At 62.4% G+C, this 16,044-nt stretch carries 15 protein-coding genes; 9 read left to right on the top strand and 6 right to left on the bottom strand.

Annotated features, from left to right (window positions below; translation table 11 throughout):
* Positions 1-340: 340 nt before the first annotated feature.
* From ACZ9IL_RS18180 to ACZ9IL_RS18155, 6 genes are all read left to right on the top strand, one after another.
* Complete coding sequence (locus ACZ9IL_RS18180) at positions 341-1,462, top strand: branched-chain amino acid ABC transporter substrate-binding protein (RefSeq protein WP_476004728.1); 1,122 nt, start codon at positions 341-343, stop codon at positions 1,460-1,462.
* Positions 1,463-1,526: 64 nt separating this feature from the next.
* The gene (gene livH, locus ACZ9IL_RS18175; RefSeq protein ID WP_033132525.1) at positions 1,527-2,453 is read left to right on the top strand and encodes a high-affinity branched-chain amino acid ABC transporter permease LivH; all 927 of its coding nucleotides are present in this window, start codon (positions 1,527-1,529) and stop codon (positions 2,451-2,453) included.
* A complete protein-coding gene (locus ACZ9IL_RS18170; protein WP_476004727.1) occupies positions 2,450-3,718 on the top strand; it encodes a high-affinity branched-chain amino acid ABC transporter permease LivM in 1,269 nt (422 codons plus the stop codon). Before livH ends, ACZ9IL_RS18170 begins: the two co-directional genes overlap by 4 nt.
* Positions 3,719-3,788: 70 nt before the next feature.
* Positions 3,789-4,559 carry a high-affinity branched-chain amino acid ABC transporter ATP-binding protein LivG gene (gene livG, locus ACZ9IL_RS18165; RefSeq protein WP_476004726.1) on the top strand — a complete coding sequence of 257 codons (771 nt, stop codon included), beginning with the start codon at positions 3,789-3,791 and terminating at the stop codon, positions 4,557-4,559.
* A 10-nt stretch (positions 4,560-4,569) separates the two neighbouring features.
* A complete protein-coding gene (locus ACZ9IL_RS18160; protein WP_476004725.1) occupies positions 4,570-5,271 on the top strand; it encodes an ABC transporter ATP-binding protein in 702 nt (233 codons plus the stop codon).
* Between the two features lie 24 nt (positions 5,272-5,295).
* Positions 5,296-6,147: a helix-turn-helix transcriptional regulator gene (locus ACZ9IL_RS18155; protein WP_476004724.1), complete on the top strand. Its 852-nt coding sequence runs from the start codon at positions 5,296-5,298 to the stop codon at positions 6,145-6,147.
* Here ACZ9IL_RS18155 and ACZ9IL_RS18150 read toward each other — a convergent pair.
* Positions 6,113-6,709 carry a LysE family translocator gene (locus ACZ9IL_RS18150; RefSeq protein WP_476004723.1) on the bottom strand — a complete coding sequence of 199 codons (597 nt, stop codon included), beginning with the start codon at positions 6,707-6,709 and terminating at the stop codon, positions 6,113-6,115. The two genes, ACZ9IL_RS18155 and ACZ9IL_RS18150, sit on opposite strands and share 35 nt — an antisense overlap.
* Positions 6,710-6,876: 167 nt before the next feature.
* On the opposite strand from ACZ9IL_RS18150, the gene glpE reads away from it, so the two are divergent.
* Positions 6,877-7,200: a thiosulfate sulfurtransferase GlpE gene (gene glpE, locus ACZ9IL_RS18145; protein ID WP_476004722.1), complete on the top strand. Its 324-nt coding sequence runs from the start codon at positions 6,877-6,879 to the stop codon at positions 7,198-7,200.
* Between the two features lie 29 nt (positions 7,201-7,229).
* On the top strand, positions 7,230-8,063 hold the full coding sequence (gene glpG / locus ACZ9IL_RS18140) for a rhomboid family intramembrane serine protease GlpG (protein WP_476005376.1): 834 nt from the start codon (positions 7,230-7,232) through the stop codon (positions 8,061-8,063).
* 74 nt (positions 8,064-8,137) lie between these two features.
* Here the strand turns inward: glpG and ACZ9IL_RS18135 are convergent, their stop codons facing one another.
* Positions 8,138-10,555: a VolA/Pla-1 family phospholipase gene (locus ACZ9IL_RS18135; RefSeq protein ID WP_476004721.1), complete on the bottom strand. Its 2,418-nt coding sequence runs from the start codon at positions 10,553-10,555 to the stop codon at positions 8,138-8,140.
* Between the two features lie 299 nt (positions 10,556-10,854).
* Between ACZ9IL_RS18135 and ubiK the strand changes: the two genes are divergently transcribed.
* Positions 10,855-11,112, top strand: a complete 258-nt coding sequence (ubiK, locus tag ACZ9IL_RS18130) for a ubiquinone biosynthesis accessory factor UbiK (protein ID WP_476004720.1) — start codon at positions 10,855-10,857, stop codon at positions 11,110-11,112.
* Between the two features lie 109 nt (positions 11,113-11,221).
* Here the strand turns inward: ubiK and fre are convergent, their stop codons facing one another.
* From fre to rho, 4 genes are all read right to left on the bottom strand, one after another.
* On the bottom strand, positions 11,222-11,920 hold the full coding sequence (gene fre / locus ACZ9IL_RS18125) for an NAD(P)H-flavin reductase (protein ID WP_476004719.1): 699 nt from the start codon (positions 11,918-11,920) through the stop codon (positions 11,222-11,224).
* Positions 11,921-12,073: 153 nt separating this feature from the next.
* Positions 12,074-13,543: a 4-hydroxy-3-polyprenylbenzoate decarboxylase gene (ubiD, locus tag ACZ9IL_RS18120; RefSeq protein WP_476004718.1), complete on the bottom strand. Its 1,470-nt coding sequence runs from the start codon at positions 13,541-13,543 to the stop codon at positions 12,074-12,076.
* A 33-nt stretch (positions 13,544-13,576) separates the two neighbouring features.
* Entirely contained in the window at positions 13,577-14,581 is a 1,005-nt protein-coding gene (locus tag ACZ9IL_RS18115) for a hypothetical protein (RefSeq protein ID WP_476004717.1), read from the bottom strand.
* Positions 14,582-14,689: 108 nt separating this feature from the next.
* Positions 14,690-15,955, bottom strand: a complete 1,266-nt coding sequence (rho, locus tag ACZ9IL_RS18110; protein WP_476004716.1) for a transcription termination factor Rho — start codon at positions 15,953-15,955, stop codon at positions 14,690-14,692.
* Positions 15,956-16,044: the final 89 nt, after the last annotated feature.

The following is a 16,044-nucleotide window of genomic DNA, read 5'->3' as shown; positions in this document are numbered from 1 at the left end:
TAATCTAGGCGGACATTTCTATTTGCGCAAACGAATTTTGGTCAAAATGAGAGCAGGCGCAGAGCGAAATATCGCCAGCTTTTTACTCTGACAATTGTCACCATGACAATTTGTTATATGTATGTTACGCCATCATGACGATATTAAATTCCAAAAATAGACAACCAACAGCGCATTAGCTCTAAAAAATCACTACCACCCCCTCCCCGGTTAGTATCTTTAACATCTTGTCATGGCAGGGCGAGGGATGATAGAACCTTGTCTATTACCGGGCTGACGGGATACAGGCTCGGAATGATGCGCAAAAAACGAAACATTTCACTGATTAAGGGACGAATCAATGCATAACTTGAGCAAATTGGCAATCAGAGCAGCGGTTTCTTTGGCTCTGTTTGGATCGGTTTCCATGGCCAACGCGGCCGATACCATCAAGATCGGCATCGCCGGCCCGCTGACCGGCCCGGTTGCCCAGTACGGTGACATGCAGTTCACCGGCGGCAAGATGGCGGTCGAGCAGATCAACAAGGCGGGCGGCATCAAGGGCAAGCAGATCGAAGCCGTCATCTATGACGACGCCTGCGATCCCAAGCAAGCCGTGGCCATCGCCAACAAGGTGATCAACGACGGCGTCAAGTTCGTGGTCGGCCACCTCTGTTCCGACAACACCCTGCCCGCCTCCGACATCTATGAAGATGAAGGCGTGCTGATGATCACCCCGGCCTCCACCAACCCCAAGATCACCGAGCGTGGCTATCAGCTGACCATGCGCACCATCGGCCTGGACAGCGACCAGGGCCCGACCGCCGCCAAATACATCATCGAGCAGGTCAAACCCCAGCGCGTGGCCGTCATCCACGACAAGAAACAGTACGGTGAAGGCATCGCCTCCAGCGTCAAGGCGGCCCTGGACAAGGCGGGCGTGAAGGTGGTGGCGTTTGAAGGCATCACCGCCGGCGACAAGGACTTCTCCGCCCTGATCGCCAAGCTGCAGAAAGAGAACGTGGACTTCGTTTACTACGGCGGCTACCACCCGGAGCTGGGTCTGATCCTGCGCCAGGCGGGCGAGAAGGGTCTGAAGGCCAAGTTCATGGGTCCGGAAGGCGTGGGTAACAAGGACATCTCCGCCATCGGCGGCCCGGCTTCCGAAGGCCTGCTGGTCACCCTGCCGAACAAATATGACCTGCTGCCTGCCAACGCCTCCATCGTCGAAGCGTTCAAGGCCAAGGGTCAGGACTCCTCGGGCCCCTTCGTCTGGACTACCTATGCCGCGGTGCAAACCCTGGCTGCCGGTATCGCCAAGGCGGGTGAAGATGATCCTGCTGCCGTGGCTGCCGCCATCAAGGCCGCACCGATCGACACCGTCATGGGTCCCCTGACCTGGGCACCGAACGGTGACCTGAAGGGCTTCGAGTTCGGTGTGTTCCAGTGGCACGCCGACGGTACCTCCACTCAACTCAAATAATCTGCCGGTTGGGGCGACGTGAGTCGCCCCTCCTTTCTTTGCGGGCAAGTACAGGGAACGCAGTATGTCCGAACACCTTCTTTATCTGGTTCAGCAGTTGCTGAACGGATTAACCATTGGTAGCACCTATGCGTTAATCGCCATCGGCTACACCATGGTTTACGGCATCATCGGCATGATCAACTTCGCCCACGGCGAGGTCTACATGATCGGCTCCTATGTCGCCTTCATGGTGATGGCAGGGCTCGCCATGATGGGCATCGACAGCACGGTATTGCTGCTGGGCGGCGCCTTCCTGGTCAGTATCATCATCACCGGCAGCTATGGCTGGACCATAGAGCGGGTCGCCTATCGTCCGCTGCGGGGCGGCAATCGCCTCATCCCCCTCATCTCCGCCATCGGCATGTCGATCTTCCTGCAAAACATGATGCGGATGGCCCAGGGCTCGCGCGATATCGCCATGCCCACCCTGATCTCGGGCGGCTGGAACTTCGGGGCCGAGGACGGCTTCCAGGCCAGCCTCTCCTACATGCAGCTCATCATCTTCGTGGTGACCTTCATCACCATGCTGGCGCTGACCCAGTTCATCGGCCGCTCCCGCATGGGCCGCGCCTGCCGCGCCTGCTCGGAAGACATCAAGATGGCCAACCTGCTGGGGATAGATACCCACGTGGTCATCTCCATCACCTTCGTGCTGGGGGCCGCACTGGCCGCCGTGGCCGGGGTGTTGCTCGGCATGTATTACGGCGTCATCAACCCCTATCTCGGCTTCATGGCCGGGCTGAAGGCCTTCACCGCCGCGGTATTGGGCGGCATCGGCAGCATTCCTGGCGCCGTCATCGGTGGCCTGCTGCTCGGCGTGGTGGAGGCGCTCACCGCCGGTTACCTCAGCACCGAGTACAAGGACGTGATGGCCTTTGCCCTGCTGATCGCGGTGTTGTTATTCATGCCGACCGGCATTCTGGGTCGCCCGGAGGTCGAAAAAGTATGAAACGCCAATTTATCCATGCCTGCATCGCCAGCCTGATGCTGCTGGTGCTCTCCTTCTGGCTGCTCGGCTTCAAGCTCGAGACCGACGGCAACCGCCTGCTGGTGGTGAGCCGGCTCGATGTGTCCCTCGCCTGGCTGCTGGGGGGCGCCACCATCGTCTTCTGGTTCCAGATGCTGCGCGGCCAGATATCCAGGCTGTTCCAGGCCTCCATCAGCGGCTTCTCCGTCGGTTTCACCAAGCTGGTACTGCCGAGCCCCGAGGAGGCCCCCAAGCTCTATAACCTCACCGCCGTGCTGGTGCTGCTGTTCGCGGTGAGCTGGCCCTTCATGGCCTCGCGCGGTGCCATCGATCTCGCCACCCTGGCGCTGATCTACATCATGCTGGGGCTGGGTCTGAACGTGGTGGTGGGTCTGGCCGGTCTGCTGGATCTCGGCTACGTCGGCTTCTACGCGGTCGGTGCCTACAGCTACGCCCTGCTCAATACCTACTTCGGCCTGAGCTTCTGGGAGTGCCTGCCCATCGCCGGCCTGACGGCGGCCACCTTCGGCTTCCTGCTCGGCTTCCCGGTGCTGCGGCTGCGAGGGGACTACTTGGCCATCGTCACCCTGGGCTTTGGCGAGATCATCCGCATCCTGCTCAACAACATGACCAGCCTCACCGGCGGCCCGAACGGCATCTCCGGCATTCCCAAGCCGACCCTGGCCGGGCTTGAATTCAACCGCACCGTCAAGGACGGGGGCTTTGGCACCTTCCACGACTTCTTCGGCATCACCTACAACGCCAACCACAAGGTGATCTTCCTCTACCTGATGGCGCTGGTGCTGGTCATCGCCACCCTGTTCGTCATCAACCGCCTGCTGCGCATGCCGCTGGGCCGGGCCTGGGAAGCGCTGCGGGAAGACGAGATCGCCTGCAAGTCACTGGGCCTCAACCCCACCATCATCAAGCTGACCGCCTTCACCATAGGCGCCTGCTTCGCGGGTTTCGCCGGCAGCTTCTTCGCCTCGCGCCAGGGCTTCATCAGCCCGGAGTCCTTCGTCTTCATCGAGTCGGCCATCGTCCTTGCGATTGTGGTGCTGGGCGGCATGGGCTCCCAGATCGGGGTGGTGCTGGCCGCCATCGTGATGACGGTGTTGCCGGAGCTGGCCCGTGAGTTCAACGAGTACCGCATGCTGATGTTCGGCCTGCTGATGGTGTTCATGATGATCTGGCGACCCCAGGGCCTGCTGCCGATGAGCCGCCCTCACCTGGAGCTACGCAAATGAGCAACATGACCTTACTGGAAGTCTCTGCGCCGCCGATGAGCCGCACCCATCAGAGCCTGGAGCTACAAAAATGAGCAATCAGACGTTGTTAGAAGTTTCTGATTTGTCGATGCGTTTCGGCGGCTTGCTTGCGGTCAACGGCGTCAAGCTGGACGTGGACAAGGGGGAGGTGATCTCCATCATAGGCCCCAACGGCGCCGGCAAGACCACCATCTTCAACTGCCTGACCGGCTTCTACCGCCCGACTGGCGGCACCATCCGCTATCGTGGGGAGGAGATCCAGGGCCTGCCCGGCCACCTCATCGCCCGCAAGGGCATAGTGCGCACCTTCCAGCACGTCCGTCTGTTCAAGGAGATGACGGCAGTAGAAAATCTGCTGGTTGCCCAGCACAGGCACCTGAACACCGGCTTCGTCGCCGGCCTGTTCAAGACTCCCTCCTTCCGTCGCGCCGAGAAAGAGGGGCTGGAGCAGTCCGCGTTCTGGCTGGAGAAGGTGGGTCTCAAGGATCTCGCCAACCGCGCCGCCGGCAACCTGGCCTATGGCCAGCAGCGTCGGCTCGAGATCGCCCGCTGCATGGCGACCAAACCCGATCTACTGATGCTGGATGAACCGGCCGCCGGCCTCAACCCCCACGAGACCGACGAGCTCAATGAGCTCATCACCAGCCTGCGAGACGAGTTCGGTGTCTCCGTCCTGCTGATAGAGCACGACATGAAGCTGGTGATGGAGATCTCCAACCGCATCTTCGTGGTCAATCAGGGCACGCCGCTGGCCCATGGCAAGCCAGACGAGATCCGCAACAACCCGGCCGTGATCAAGGCCTATCTGGGCGAGTCGTAAGGACAAAAAGATGTTAGAACTTCGCAACGTATCGACCCACTACGGCAAGATCCAGGCGCTGCACGACGTCAGCGTCGAAGTAAAAGAGGGGGAGATAGTCACCCTGATCGGCGCCAACGGCGCCGGCAAGACCACACTGCTGATGACGCTCTGTGGCGAGCCCAAGCCCAGCAGCGGCAGCATCTGGTTCGAGGGGGAGCAGATAAGCTCCCTCACCACAGCCCGCATCATGCGCAAGGACATCGCCGTGGTGCCGGAGGGGCGCCGCATCTTCGCCCGCCTGACGGTGGAGGAGAACCTGCTGATGGGAGCCTTCTTCGTCGACAAGGAGGAGCAACACGGGTTGCTGGATCAGGTGTTCACCATGTTCCCGCGCCTGCACGAGCGACTCGAGCAGCGCGCCGGCACCATGTCCGGCGGCGAGCAACAGATGCTGGCCATCGGCCGCGCCCTGATGAGCAAGCCGCGCCTGCTGTTGCTGGATGAACCCTCCCTGGGGCTGGCCCCCATCATCATCCAGCAGATCTTCGACACCATCTTGCAGCTGCGGGAGAAGGGCATGACCATCTTCCTGGTGGAGCAGAACGCGAACCAGGCGCTCAAGCTGGCGGACAGGGGCTATGTGCTGGAGAACGGCAGGGTGGTGCTGCAAGACAGCGGCGCCGCCCTCTTGGCAAACCCGGCGGTGCGTCAAGCCTACCTTGGTGGCTGACAACATGGCGCCATCGGGCGCCTCATGAGCGGCACCAACCCAGGGCCGGATCGCCACCACTTCTGGTGCGATCCGGCCCTGCCATTTATCGAGACGCGGGCGGTGCAGGATGGCCGCCAGGTCTGCTACGACAAACACAGCCACGCCCACTTCTCCATCGGCGCCATCACCGGCGGCCACAGCCACTACCTCAATCAGCGCAGCAGACAGACGGTCGGCAGCGGCCACCTGGTGCTGATGAACCCGGAAGAGGTGCACGCCTGCAACCCCATCGCCGACCAGCCCTGGTCCTATCTGATGTTCTACCTCGACACCGGCTGGCTGCACGGCCTGCAGGAAGAGGCGGGCCTCGGCGCCGAGTTTCGCCCCTTCGACATGACGGCAAGTCGGGATCCGGTGCTCTATCTGGCATTGCAGCGGCTGCACCGCACGCTGTTGCAGGGGCGGGATCCGCTGGCCAAGGAGGTAGCCTGCCAGCTGTTCGGCCACCAGCTGCTGGCCAGGCTGACCCCCGCCAGCTGGGATGATCGCCCGCCACTGCATCTGCAACGAGCCGCCGAGCTGATGCAGGATGACAGTGCCAGCGCGCTTACCCTCGCCCAGCTGAGCGCGGTGGCCGGGCTCAGCCCTTCCCACTTCGTACGCGCCTTCAGCCACCATTACGGCATGACGCCCCACGCCTACCTGCTCGATCGACGCATCCGCCATGCCCGCACCCTGCTCAGGCAGGGGCAGCCCCTGGCCGAGGTCGCGCTGGCGAGCGGTTTTGCCGATCAGGCGCACTTCCAGCGCCAGTTCAAACGGCGGGTCGCCGCCACCCCGGGCCAATACCGGTTGCAACTCAGCCCTCGGCCAGCCCAAGGCAAGCGGCGCTGAGCAGCAGCAACAGGGCCATGGCGCGGTTGAACCAGCGCAGCCGACGGGGCTTGAGCAAGGCCCCCTGCAGACAGCTGCCAGCATAGGCCCAGCAGGCGATGGAGCCCAGACAGATCACCAGATAGAGCGCGGTGAAGGAGACGACCTGCCCCATGCTGCCGGCGCCGCCATAGGCCCCCATCCCCATGCTGGCCGCCAGCCAGGCCTTGGGGTTGAGCCACTGCATCAGGGCGCCGTACAGGAAGGCGGGCGGGGCCCCACCGGCCCACTCCACCCTGCCCCCGTCCATCAGCAACTGCCAGGCCATATAACAGAGAAAGAGGATCCCGCCCCAGTGCAGGACTCCCGCCGCCATCGGCCACTGTGACAGTACCGCGCCAAGGCCCAGCCCCCTCAGCAGGAGCAGCAAGATGAAGCCCAGCGTCGCCCCCACCACGTGGCGCAGGCTGGCACAGAAGCCATACTGGGCCCCCGTACCGAGGGCGACCAGATTGACCGGACCGGGAGAGATGGACATGGCCAGGGCAAAGCCGGCCATGGATAACAACAGACTCGCGTCCATGGGTACTCCTCATCGTTAGGGAGCCCCACGGTAGCCGGCCGGCGGTGCCGGGTATTGAAGGAAATTGCGATCCCGCCCCCGCCGTACGACAGTCCGCATTGCGGGCTTAGCGCCAGCCACGGCTTGCGGTAAACTGACCTTCAATCATCTATTCGCAGGACATGTCAGTGGACCAGTTTGCCCATATCAGTGCCCATGATGCCCACCAGAAGATCGCTGCCGGTGAGGCCCGCCTCGTGGACATTCGCGATCCCCAGTCGTTCGAGACCGCCCATGCGGTCGGCGCCTTCCATCTCACCAATGGCACTCTGGTGCGCTTCATGAACGAGGTGGACTTCGATACCCCGGTGATCGTGATGTGCTACCACGGCAACAGCAGCCAGGGCGCGGCCCAGTACCTGTTGCAGCAAGGCTATGACCAGGTCTACAGCCTGGATGGCGGCTTCGAGGCCTGGCGCAGGGAGTTCCCCATTCAGGCGGGCGACGCATGACGGGAGCAGGCAATTCCCCCTCATCCGGCATGATCCAGCTGCTGGTGCTCGATAACGCCCGCATGGCGCAGGCACTGGTGGATTACCTCACCACCCTCGGCATCTCGTGCGAACTGACCCAATCCGAGCTCGGCGTCTCGGTCTGGCTGGCGGATGAGCGGCGCTTTGCCCAGGCCCAGCTGGAAGTGAAGCGCTTCCTGGCCGAGCCGAACCACCCCCGCTACATGGAGGCCTCCTGGCAGTCCGGCCGGGCCGATGCCCGCATCGACTACAGCAGGGGGATGACGGATCCCGTCACCGATTTTCTCCATCAGGCGGGCCCCCTGACCCTGGTGGTGATCATCGCCTCTCTGGCCATCTATGCCCTCGACGCCATCGGTCTGCCGATCTTCGATCTGCTGGCCTTCCACCCGACCCTGGCCCAGTTCACCGACTGGCAGGCGTGGCGCTACATCACCCCGGCCTTCATCCACTTCTCGGTACTCCATCTGGTGTTCAACCTGCTGTGGTGGTGGTATCTCGGCGGCCAGATCGAGCAGCGACTCGGCAGCGGCAAGCTGTTCATCCTGCTGATCGTCGGGGCGGCCCTGCCCAACGTGGCGGAGTTCTTCGCGAGCGGCCCGCTGTTTGGCGGCCTCTCGGGGGTGGTCTATGCCCTGCTCGGCTACTGCTGGCTGCGCAGTAAACTGCAGCCGTCCTGCGGCCTCAGCCTGCCACCGGCGCTGATGGGCTTCATGCTGTTCTGGCTGGTGCTCGGCTTCTTCGATCTGCTCGGTACCCGCACCGCCAACATCGCCCATTTGATGGGGCTGCTGGTAGGGCTGTTACAGGGCTGGCTGGATCGCCACCACCAACCCGCCTGAGTCTGTTGCCGCAGCCTTGACGCTAGAAAACAAAACGCCGCCCCGAGGGCGGCGTTGTTTTATGGCCGGCTAGCTTACTGCTTGAGCAGGGTGGCATCGGTCACCTTGACCGCGGTGCCGCCGCTCGCGAAGAAGCTGCCGAACTGGGTCTGCATCTCGGTGGTCACGGCGCCGGTCGGATCGAAGTTCTCATCCGGTGCCAGCAAGGAGCTGTGGCCACCGGCCAGGAAGCGAGCCGCATGGTGATTGGCTGCCCCGCTGGCCGTCAGCGGCTGCAGTGCCAGCACCCGGAACAGCGGCTCTGTGCCTCCCAGCGGCGCACTCGCGATGCTGTTCGGGATCACCTGATCCGACAGGCTCAGGGCGCCGTCACCGACGATCTCGGTGGCAAACAGCGGGAAGTCCGCCTTGATGCCGCTCGCCAGGTTGATCGGATCAGCCGAATCCAGCACCGACTGGGCTGCGAAGACGTAGCTCTGCAGCGTACCGGCGGCGCTCGCCTGAGCGGTAGCATCCAGGCTCGGCAGGAACTCGTTGACGAAGCAGCTCGCCACCGCCGTCTTACAGTTCGGGGCATAGGCCGTGAAGGCCGCCTTCAGCTCGGCGCTGCCGCCGGTCAGCACGCCCATCTTGATGGTCGGGCCGAAGGTCGGCGAGTTCAGCAGCAGCGGCGCTATGCCGCCACCCGGCATGGCCAGGCCACCGGTGTCGAACTTGAACAGGGCATCCGCCTGCGCATTGCCGATGGACTGGTTGGCGACCGCCAGCAGGTTGGCACCCGAGATGGCCCCCAGGGAGTGACCCAGGAAGTGCACCTTCAGACTGCCCGCCGTGCCGATGGCACCCTTGGCATTGGCCAGACCGACCGCCAGGCGCAGGCCCAGCAGATCCGCCACGCTCTGTTTCAGGTTGTCCCGTGCCACCGTCAGGTAGCTCAGGTTCAGATAGGGAGTCGGGTTGTCGGAGGTGGTCACGGTCGCCATGCTGCCGCTCAGGGCGAAGCCACGCTCACCGTGCAGAGGATGATCGATCACCACGATCGCCACCTTCTTGCCCGCCTGGGCACCGGCCGCAATCTGGCCCAAGGCCAAGGCGTAGGCATTCTCCTTCACCGAGGTGACGCCGTGCTGATAGATGATCACATCGGTGATGGTGTTGAGGTCATCCTTGGCGAAGACGCGCATCGGCACGGACTGCACCTCTTCCAGCATCGGCAGCGGGTTGAAGCGGCCTATGTTCTGCTCCGCATCCAGCGGCTTGCCGCCTGAGGTGAGGGTCACCCCAATCAGCTTGCTCGCCTCCGCCAGCAGCTCGGCCTGACGGCTCGGATCGGCGATCAGCGCCCCCAGCAGGGCCGGATCCACACCGGCGCCCACCAGACCGCCGATCACCTCGCTGTCCGAGGCTTTCAGGGCATTGGCGATGGCATACAGGCTGGGGATGGCACCGTGCCAGGACTGGGTCTTGGCCTTGTCCCAGGAACCGGCGGTGGCCGGTGAGGAGAGGAAGTAGGGCAGCTTGACGGTGCCGCTGTAAACCTTGGTGAGCTGCGCCAGACCGTTGAGCGGGGTACCGGTGCCAAAGGCGGTGGCAATCGCATCTTTCTGCTCTTGCGGCAGGAACTGTTCGGCATCCAGCTGGGTCAGGAAGGCATTGTTGCCGGTGACCGCCAGGGTGTAGGTGCCCGGCAGGCTGGTGTTGCCAAGGGCATCTTCTTTCCACAGTGCCGCCGCGTCCAGAGTCGGGCTCTTGAGCACGGAAGCCGCGGCGCCTTTCACCGCCACCAGCACATCGGCACCGGACTGGGTACCGAACCAGTCGGAGAAGATCACGTGGTCGCTGGTGATGCCGGTGGCCGCCTTGAACAGCCCTTCTTGCAGGGTGATCAGGCCGTTGATGGTCTGCTCCTGCGCATTGCTGCCGGTGTTGCTCTTGTAGTTGCTGTAGTCGCTACCCGGCTTGAGCGGGTTGCCGCTGCTGTCTTTGAGCGAGTCGGTGGCCACTATCATGTAATAGGAAGAGGGATTGAGCGGCTTGAGCGGCACCAGGTTCAGCTTGCCAGCCGATCCGGCGACCACGAAGTCAGTCCCGTAGGCCAGTACCTTCTTCACGCCACTCGGGCGCAGGGCAACGCTGTCGAACTCCAGCTCCAACAGATAGAGCGGGGCCACGGCAGCACCAAACTCGGTGGCCGTTGGCGCCTTGACCTCGATGCCGGAGGCAGTCACGGGCACGATCTGAATGGCTTGGGTCGTGGACCAGCCATCCAAAGTAGAGAGGGCGGAGACTGGATTGGAGAGATCGGCCGTTTCGGTGGAGAACTTCAGGGTGCCATCGGAGGCACGAGCCGCCAGGGCGCTGGGTCGGGTCGCATTGGAGCCACTCAGCAGATAATCGAGATAGCTTGAGGTATCGCCTTTGTTATCGTCACTGCCACCACAACCGCTCAGTAGCGCACTGAGGACCGCTGCATAAATTAGCTTTTTTTTCATATCCTTATCTCTTTTATGTTGTTATCCATGATGAGCCTGACGGGGTAGCGTCCAAACCCGACCGAACCATATTAACAGCAACGCAACAATTTATAAGCATCTGGTCAGTCATCTGATCTGATTTTTTTGTGTACAGCATCAAGGAATTGGCATTGACCCCGCTGGCGGAGGGTAACAGCATTCGGGACAACGCCAGACCCGACCAGAGCCTGTTTTGACCGGGAACGCAAAAAGCCACCCCGATCTCGGCAAAGAGGGGGATTTGTCGGTAGAATGGCCCATTGCTTAAGGAGAACCCCATGATCGACCCGAAGAAACTGGAAGAGATCGCCAAACAGGTACACAACGCCCTGCCGCCCGGCATTCGCAGCATGGGTGAAGAGGTGGAGAAGAAGACTCGTCAGGTGCTGCAGGCCCAGCTCAACAAGCTGGATCTGGTCAGCCGCGAGGAGTTTGACGTGCAGACCAAGGTGCTGCTGCGCACCCGGGAGAAGCTGACCGCCCTCGAGGCCAAGCTGGCCAAGCTGGAACAGCAACTCGCTGCCAAGGGCGAGTAATCTCGCCACACGTCAGGCTCGCCCCCCTCGCCTCGACGGCACATAAAACAAACCCCAGCCAGGCTGGGGTTTGTTGTTTCTGGAACAGCGAAGAGACCTCGGCTATCGCCTAGATAAACTCATAGGCGTCGCCGAAGATACGCTCCGGCTCGGCACCCAACACCTTGAACTCTTCACGCGCGGCACCCGCCATCTCGAAGCGGCCCGCCACATAGATGTCGTAGTCGTGCAGGCTGACGAAGTCATCCATGATGGCCTTGTGCACCAGCCCGGTCTTGCCGGTCCAGCCCGCCTCCGGCTCCTGTACCACAGGCACGAAGGTCAGCGGTGCATAGTCCCGCTCCCATTGCAGCATCTGCTCCTGCTCATAGAGCCAGTGTGCCTGGCGCACGCCCCAATAGAGAAACACCGGGCGCTTGCTGTCGCTGGCGATCAGATACTCCAAGATGGAGCGGGCGTAGGAGAAGCCGGTCCCCCCCGCCATCAGGATCAGCGGGCGGGGAGAGCTGTCGCGCAGGAAGGCTTTGCCCGCCGCCAGTTCGATCTCGATCTCGCCCTGTTCGCGCATGCGGGCCAGCACCTGGCCGGCGTAGGCATTCTCCGGGGTGGCCCCGATCTGCAGCTCCAGCACACCGGAGCGGGTCGGCGAGTTGGCGATGGAGAAGGGACGCTTGTCCGAGTCGCTCATCACCACCAGCAGATACTGGCCCGGCTTGAAGCTGATGGCTTGCTGCGGCGCCAGGGCCACATGCCAGATGGTGTCGACATATTCGCGCAGTTCCTCTACGCGGCATTTGATACGTTGCATTCTTGTCCTTGTGACGGGCTCGCTCGGCCCGCTTCGCTCATTGATTCACTGTGATCTGGCGACCAGCGGCTGGTCAGGTCAGTCGAGCATACCCAATTCAGCCCGCCAATACCGATCTTTTGTGTCGGGACGAGCGGGCACACAGAGTGAGGCTCAGTCGAGGATCTTCAGCTCGGCCCAGATCTCATCGATCTTCGCACTGACGGCGGCATCCTGGACTATGGGTTGGCCCCACTCCCGGTTGCTCTCCCCCGGCCACTTGTTGGTGGCATCCAGCCCCATTTTGGAGCCGAGCCCCGACACCGGCGAGGCGAAGTCGAGGTAGTCGATGGGGGTGTGTTCGATCAGGGTCGTATCCCGCGCGGGGTCCATTCGGGTGGTGATGGCCCAGATCACGTCCTTCCAGTCACGGGCGTTGATGTCGTCGTCGCAGACGATCACGAACTTGGTGTACATGAACTGGCGCAGGAAGGACCAGACTCCCAGCATCACCCGCTTGGCGTGGCCGGGGTAGCGCTTCTTGATGGTCACCACCGCCATCCGGTAGGAGCACCCCTCCGGCGGCAGGTAGAAGTCCACTATCTCGGGGAACTGCTTCTGCAGCAGCGGTACGAACACCTCGTTCAGCGCCACCCCGAGCACCGCCGGCTCATCGGGTGGGCGGCCGGTGTAGGTGCTGTGATAGATGGCATCGCGGCGCATGGTCAGGTGAGTGATGGTAAACACCGGGAACTCGTCCACCTCGTTGTAGTAGCCGGTGTGATCGCCATAAGGACCCTCGGGCGCCATCTCCCCCGGCTCCAGATAGCCTTCCAGCACGATTTCGGCGCTGGCGGGCACCTCCAGATCGCAGCTCAGGGCCTTCACCACCTCGGTGCGGCTGCCCCGCAGCAGGCCGGCGAAGGCATACTCGGAGAGGCTGTCCGGCACCGGCGTCACCGCGCCGAGTATGGTCGCAGGATCGGCGCCGAGCGCCACCACCACCGGGAAACGTTCACCCGGGTGCGCCTCCTGCCACTCGCGAAAATCGATGGCTCCGCCGCGGTGATCCAGCCAGCGCATGATCAGCTTGTTCTTGCCGATCTTCTGCTGACGATAGATGCCGAGGTTCTGCCGCTTCTTGTAGGGACCGCGGGTGATGGTCAGCCCCCAGGTCACCAGCGGCGCCACATCCCCTGGCCAGCAATGCTGGATCGGGATCTGGTCCAGATCCACCGCCTCCCCCTCCTGCACTATCTGCTGGCAGGGGGCGGAGGAGAGCCGCTTGGTCGGCATGTTGAGCACCTGCTTGAAGATCGGCAGCTTCTCCATCAGCTCCTTGAGGCCGCGGGGCGGCTCCGGCTCCTTCAGATAGGAGAGCCAGGTACCGACCTGGCGCAGGGCGCCGACGTTGGGCTGACCCATGCCCATGGCGACCCTGTCCGGGGTGCCGAACAGGTTGGTCAACACCGGCATGCCGTAACCTTTGGGATTCTCGAACAGCAGAGCCGGGCCACCCGCACGCAGGGTGCGATCGCTGATCTCGGTCATCTCCAGATAGGGGTCTATCTCGCGGCTGATGCGCTTGAGCTGTCCGTTCTTTTCCAGCTGCGCGATGAAATCACGCAAGTCCTTGTATTTCATGCAGGTACCCTAGCGGGTTCAGGAGGTGCCGCATTATAACCCCGGCCGCGCATCCGGTGTACCCGTATCGGGCAGCATGACGGACGAGGCGTGACGCCACTCCTGCCGGGTGAGCCTGTCGGCCAGTTGGGCCAGCAGCCTGGGCTCGTCCATCTGCAGCAACAGGCCGGCCACCAGGCCGCCATATTGATGCTTGCCGAGCTCCACCAGCAGATATTGCTGGGCCGTGTCCGGCAGCGGCGAGAGCTGGCTGAGCTGGTGCAGGGCGGGGACCATCAAACGGCCGTTGCGGCTGGCGGAGATCAGCAGATCGCTCGCCTCCTGGCCTTTATAGAAGCGGGTAATAGTGTGCAGAGCCGCCACACTGTCGTGATCCACTGGCTGATGCCACAGTTTCTGATAGAGGGCGGGATCGCCGGTACGCTCGATGAGGTGCAGCAGCAGCCGGTTGTCCGGCAGGAACAGGTTCAGGGAGGCCAGCTGCCTGGCCTCGCGCCTGAGCACGGGGGCGGGTTGCGCGTCGAGCACGGCCAACAGCGCCTGCTGCTGCTGCGCCAGTTCCTGGTTGCGGCTGTAGTAGAGTTGCTTGAAGTCGAATCGGCCCTGCTCCAGCAGTTGGCGATAGTTGTCCTGCCAGGCGAGCTGCTGCCAGTGGCTCAGCACCAACCGCGCCTCGGCGGCGAAGTCGTAGGCGGGCAGCTGGACCAGAAAACCGTCCACCTCCCCTTCCACCAGCCATTGCGGCGCCCTGGCAGCCTTGTTGCGTACCCAGGCCAGCAGTTCGGGGGATGGCGCAGCCGCCAACTTGAGGCTGCCGAGCAGTTGATATAGCAGGTACTCGCGCTGGCCCACTACCAGGGTCTCGAGCAGCGAATCCATGGCGGCAAATTGTCCCAGCCGCAGCCGACTGTTCAGATAAGCGAGGTGCCCCTGCAACCCCTCGTCCGCCACCAGTGGCGCCCGCAGCAGCGGGGGGGAATCGGCCTGCACCGGGCTGGCCATCAGCCAGCCGAGACATAAGAGAAATACCAGCTTCATGACGTCCTCTCCTTGTGACATCGAGGCCTCACATACTACTCAGCTCGCCGGCAAATAGATAAACAAAAACCGCGACCAGGGCCGCGGTTTTGTCATGCCAGTATGCCGTTATTTCTGCTGACGCTTCATCGAGTCGAAGAACTCGTCGTTGGTCTTGGTGGCTGCCAGCTTGTCGATCAGGAACTCGATGCTGTCGATCTCGCCCATGGGGTGAATGATCTTGCGCAGTATCCACATCTTCTGCAGCTCGTCCGGTGCGGTGAGCAGTTCTTCCTTGCGGGTGCCGGAGCGGGTGATGTCGATAGCCGGATAGACGCGCTTCTCGGCGATCTTGCGCGAGAGGTGCAGTTCCATGTTGCCGGTACCCTTGAACTCTTCGTAGATCACCTCGTCCATCTTGGAGCCGGTGTCGACCAGCGCGGTAGCGATGATGGTCAGGCTGCCGCCTTCCTCAACGTTACGGGCGGCGCCGAAGAAGCGCTTGGGACGGTGCAGGGCGTTGGCATCCACACCACCGGTCAGTACCTTGCCGGAGGACGGGATGACGGTGTTGTAGGCACGGGCCAGACGGGTGATGGAGTCCAGCAGGATGACCACATCCTTCTTGTGCTCGACCAGACGCTTGGCCTTCTCGATCACCATGTCGGCGACCTGGACGTGGCGGGAAGCCGGCTCGTCGAAGGTGGAGGCGATCACTTCCCCCTTGACCATGCGCTGCATCTCGGTCACTTCTTCCGGGCGTTCGTCGATCAGCAGGACGATCAGCTCACAGTCAGGGTGGTTGTAAGCGATGCTCTGGGCGATGTTCTGCAGCAGCATGGTCTTACCGGCCTTGGGCGGTGCGACGATCAGGCCACGCTGACCCTTGCCGATGGGGGACGCCAGGTCCAGCACACGGGCAGTGATGTCTTCGGTCGAACCGTTGCCACGCTCCATGCGCAGACGCTCGTTGGCGTGCAGGGGGGTCAGGTTTTCGAACAGGATCTTGTTGCGGACGTTTTCCGGGCGGTCATAGTTGACCTCGTTGACCTTGAGCAGCGCGAAGTAACGCTCTCCCTCTTTCGGCGGCCGGATCTTGCCGGAGACGGTGTCACCGGTACGCAGGTTGAAGCGGCGGATCTGGCTCGGGGAGACGTAGATATCGTCCGGGCCGGCCAGGTAAGAGCCATCTGCGCTACGCAGGAAGCCAAAGCCATCGGTCAGGATTTCCAACACACCGTCGCCAAAGATATCCTCGCCACCCTTGGCGTGCGCCTTGAGGATTGCGAAAATAATGTCTTTCTTGTGCGCCCGAGCCAGATTTTCCAACCCCATGGATTCGCCAAGCTGTACCAGCTCGGACACAGGAGTGTTCTTTAATTCAGTCAGATTCATAGTGGTGAGAGTCTGTAAGCAAGGATTGAAATGAGGAGACAGTCTGCTGGATTGATGCTAATCGGATTTGACTTGCCAGGCTGTGGTAA

Source organism: Aeromonas sp. TECH754 (genome assembly GCF_056279295.1).
This window is presented reverse-complemented; position numbering and strand designations above follow the sequence as displayed.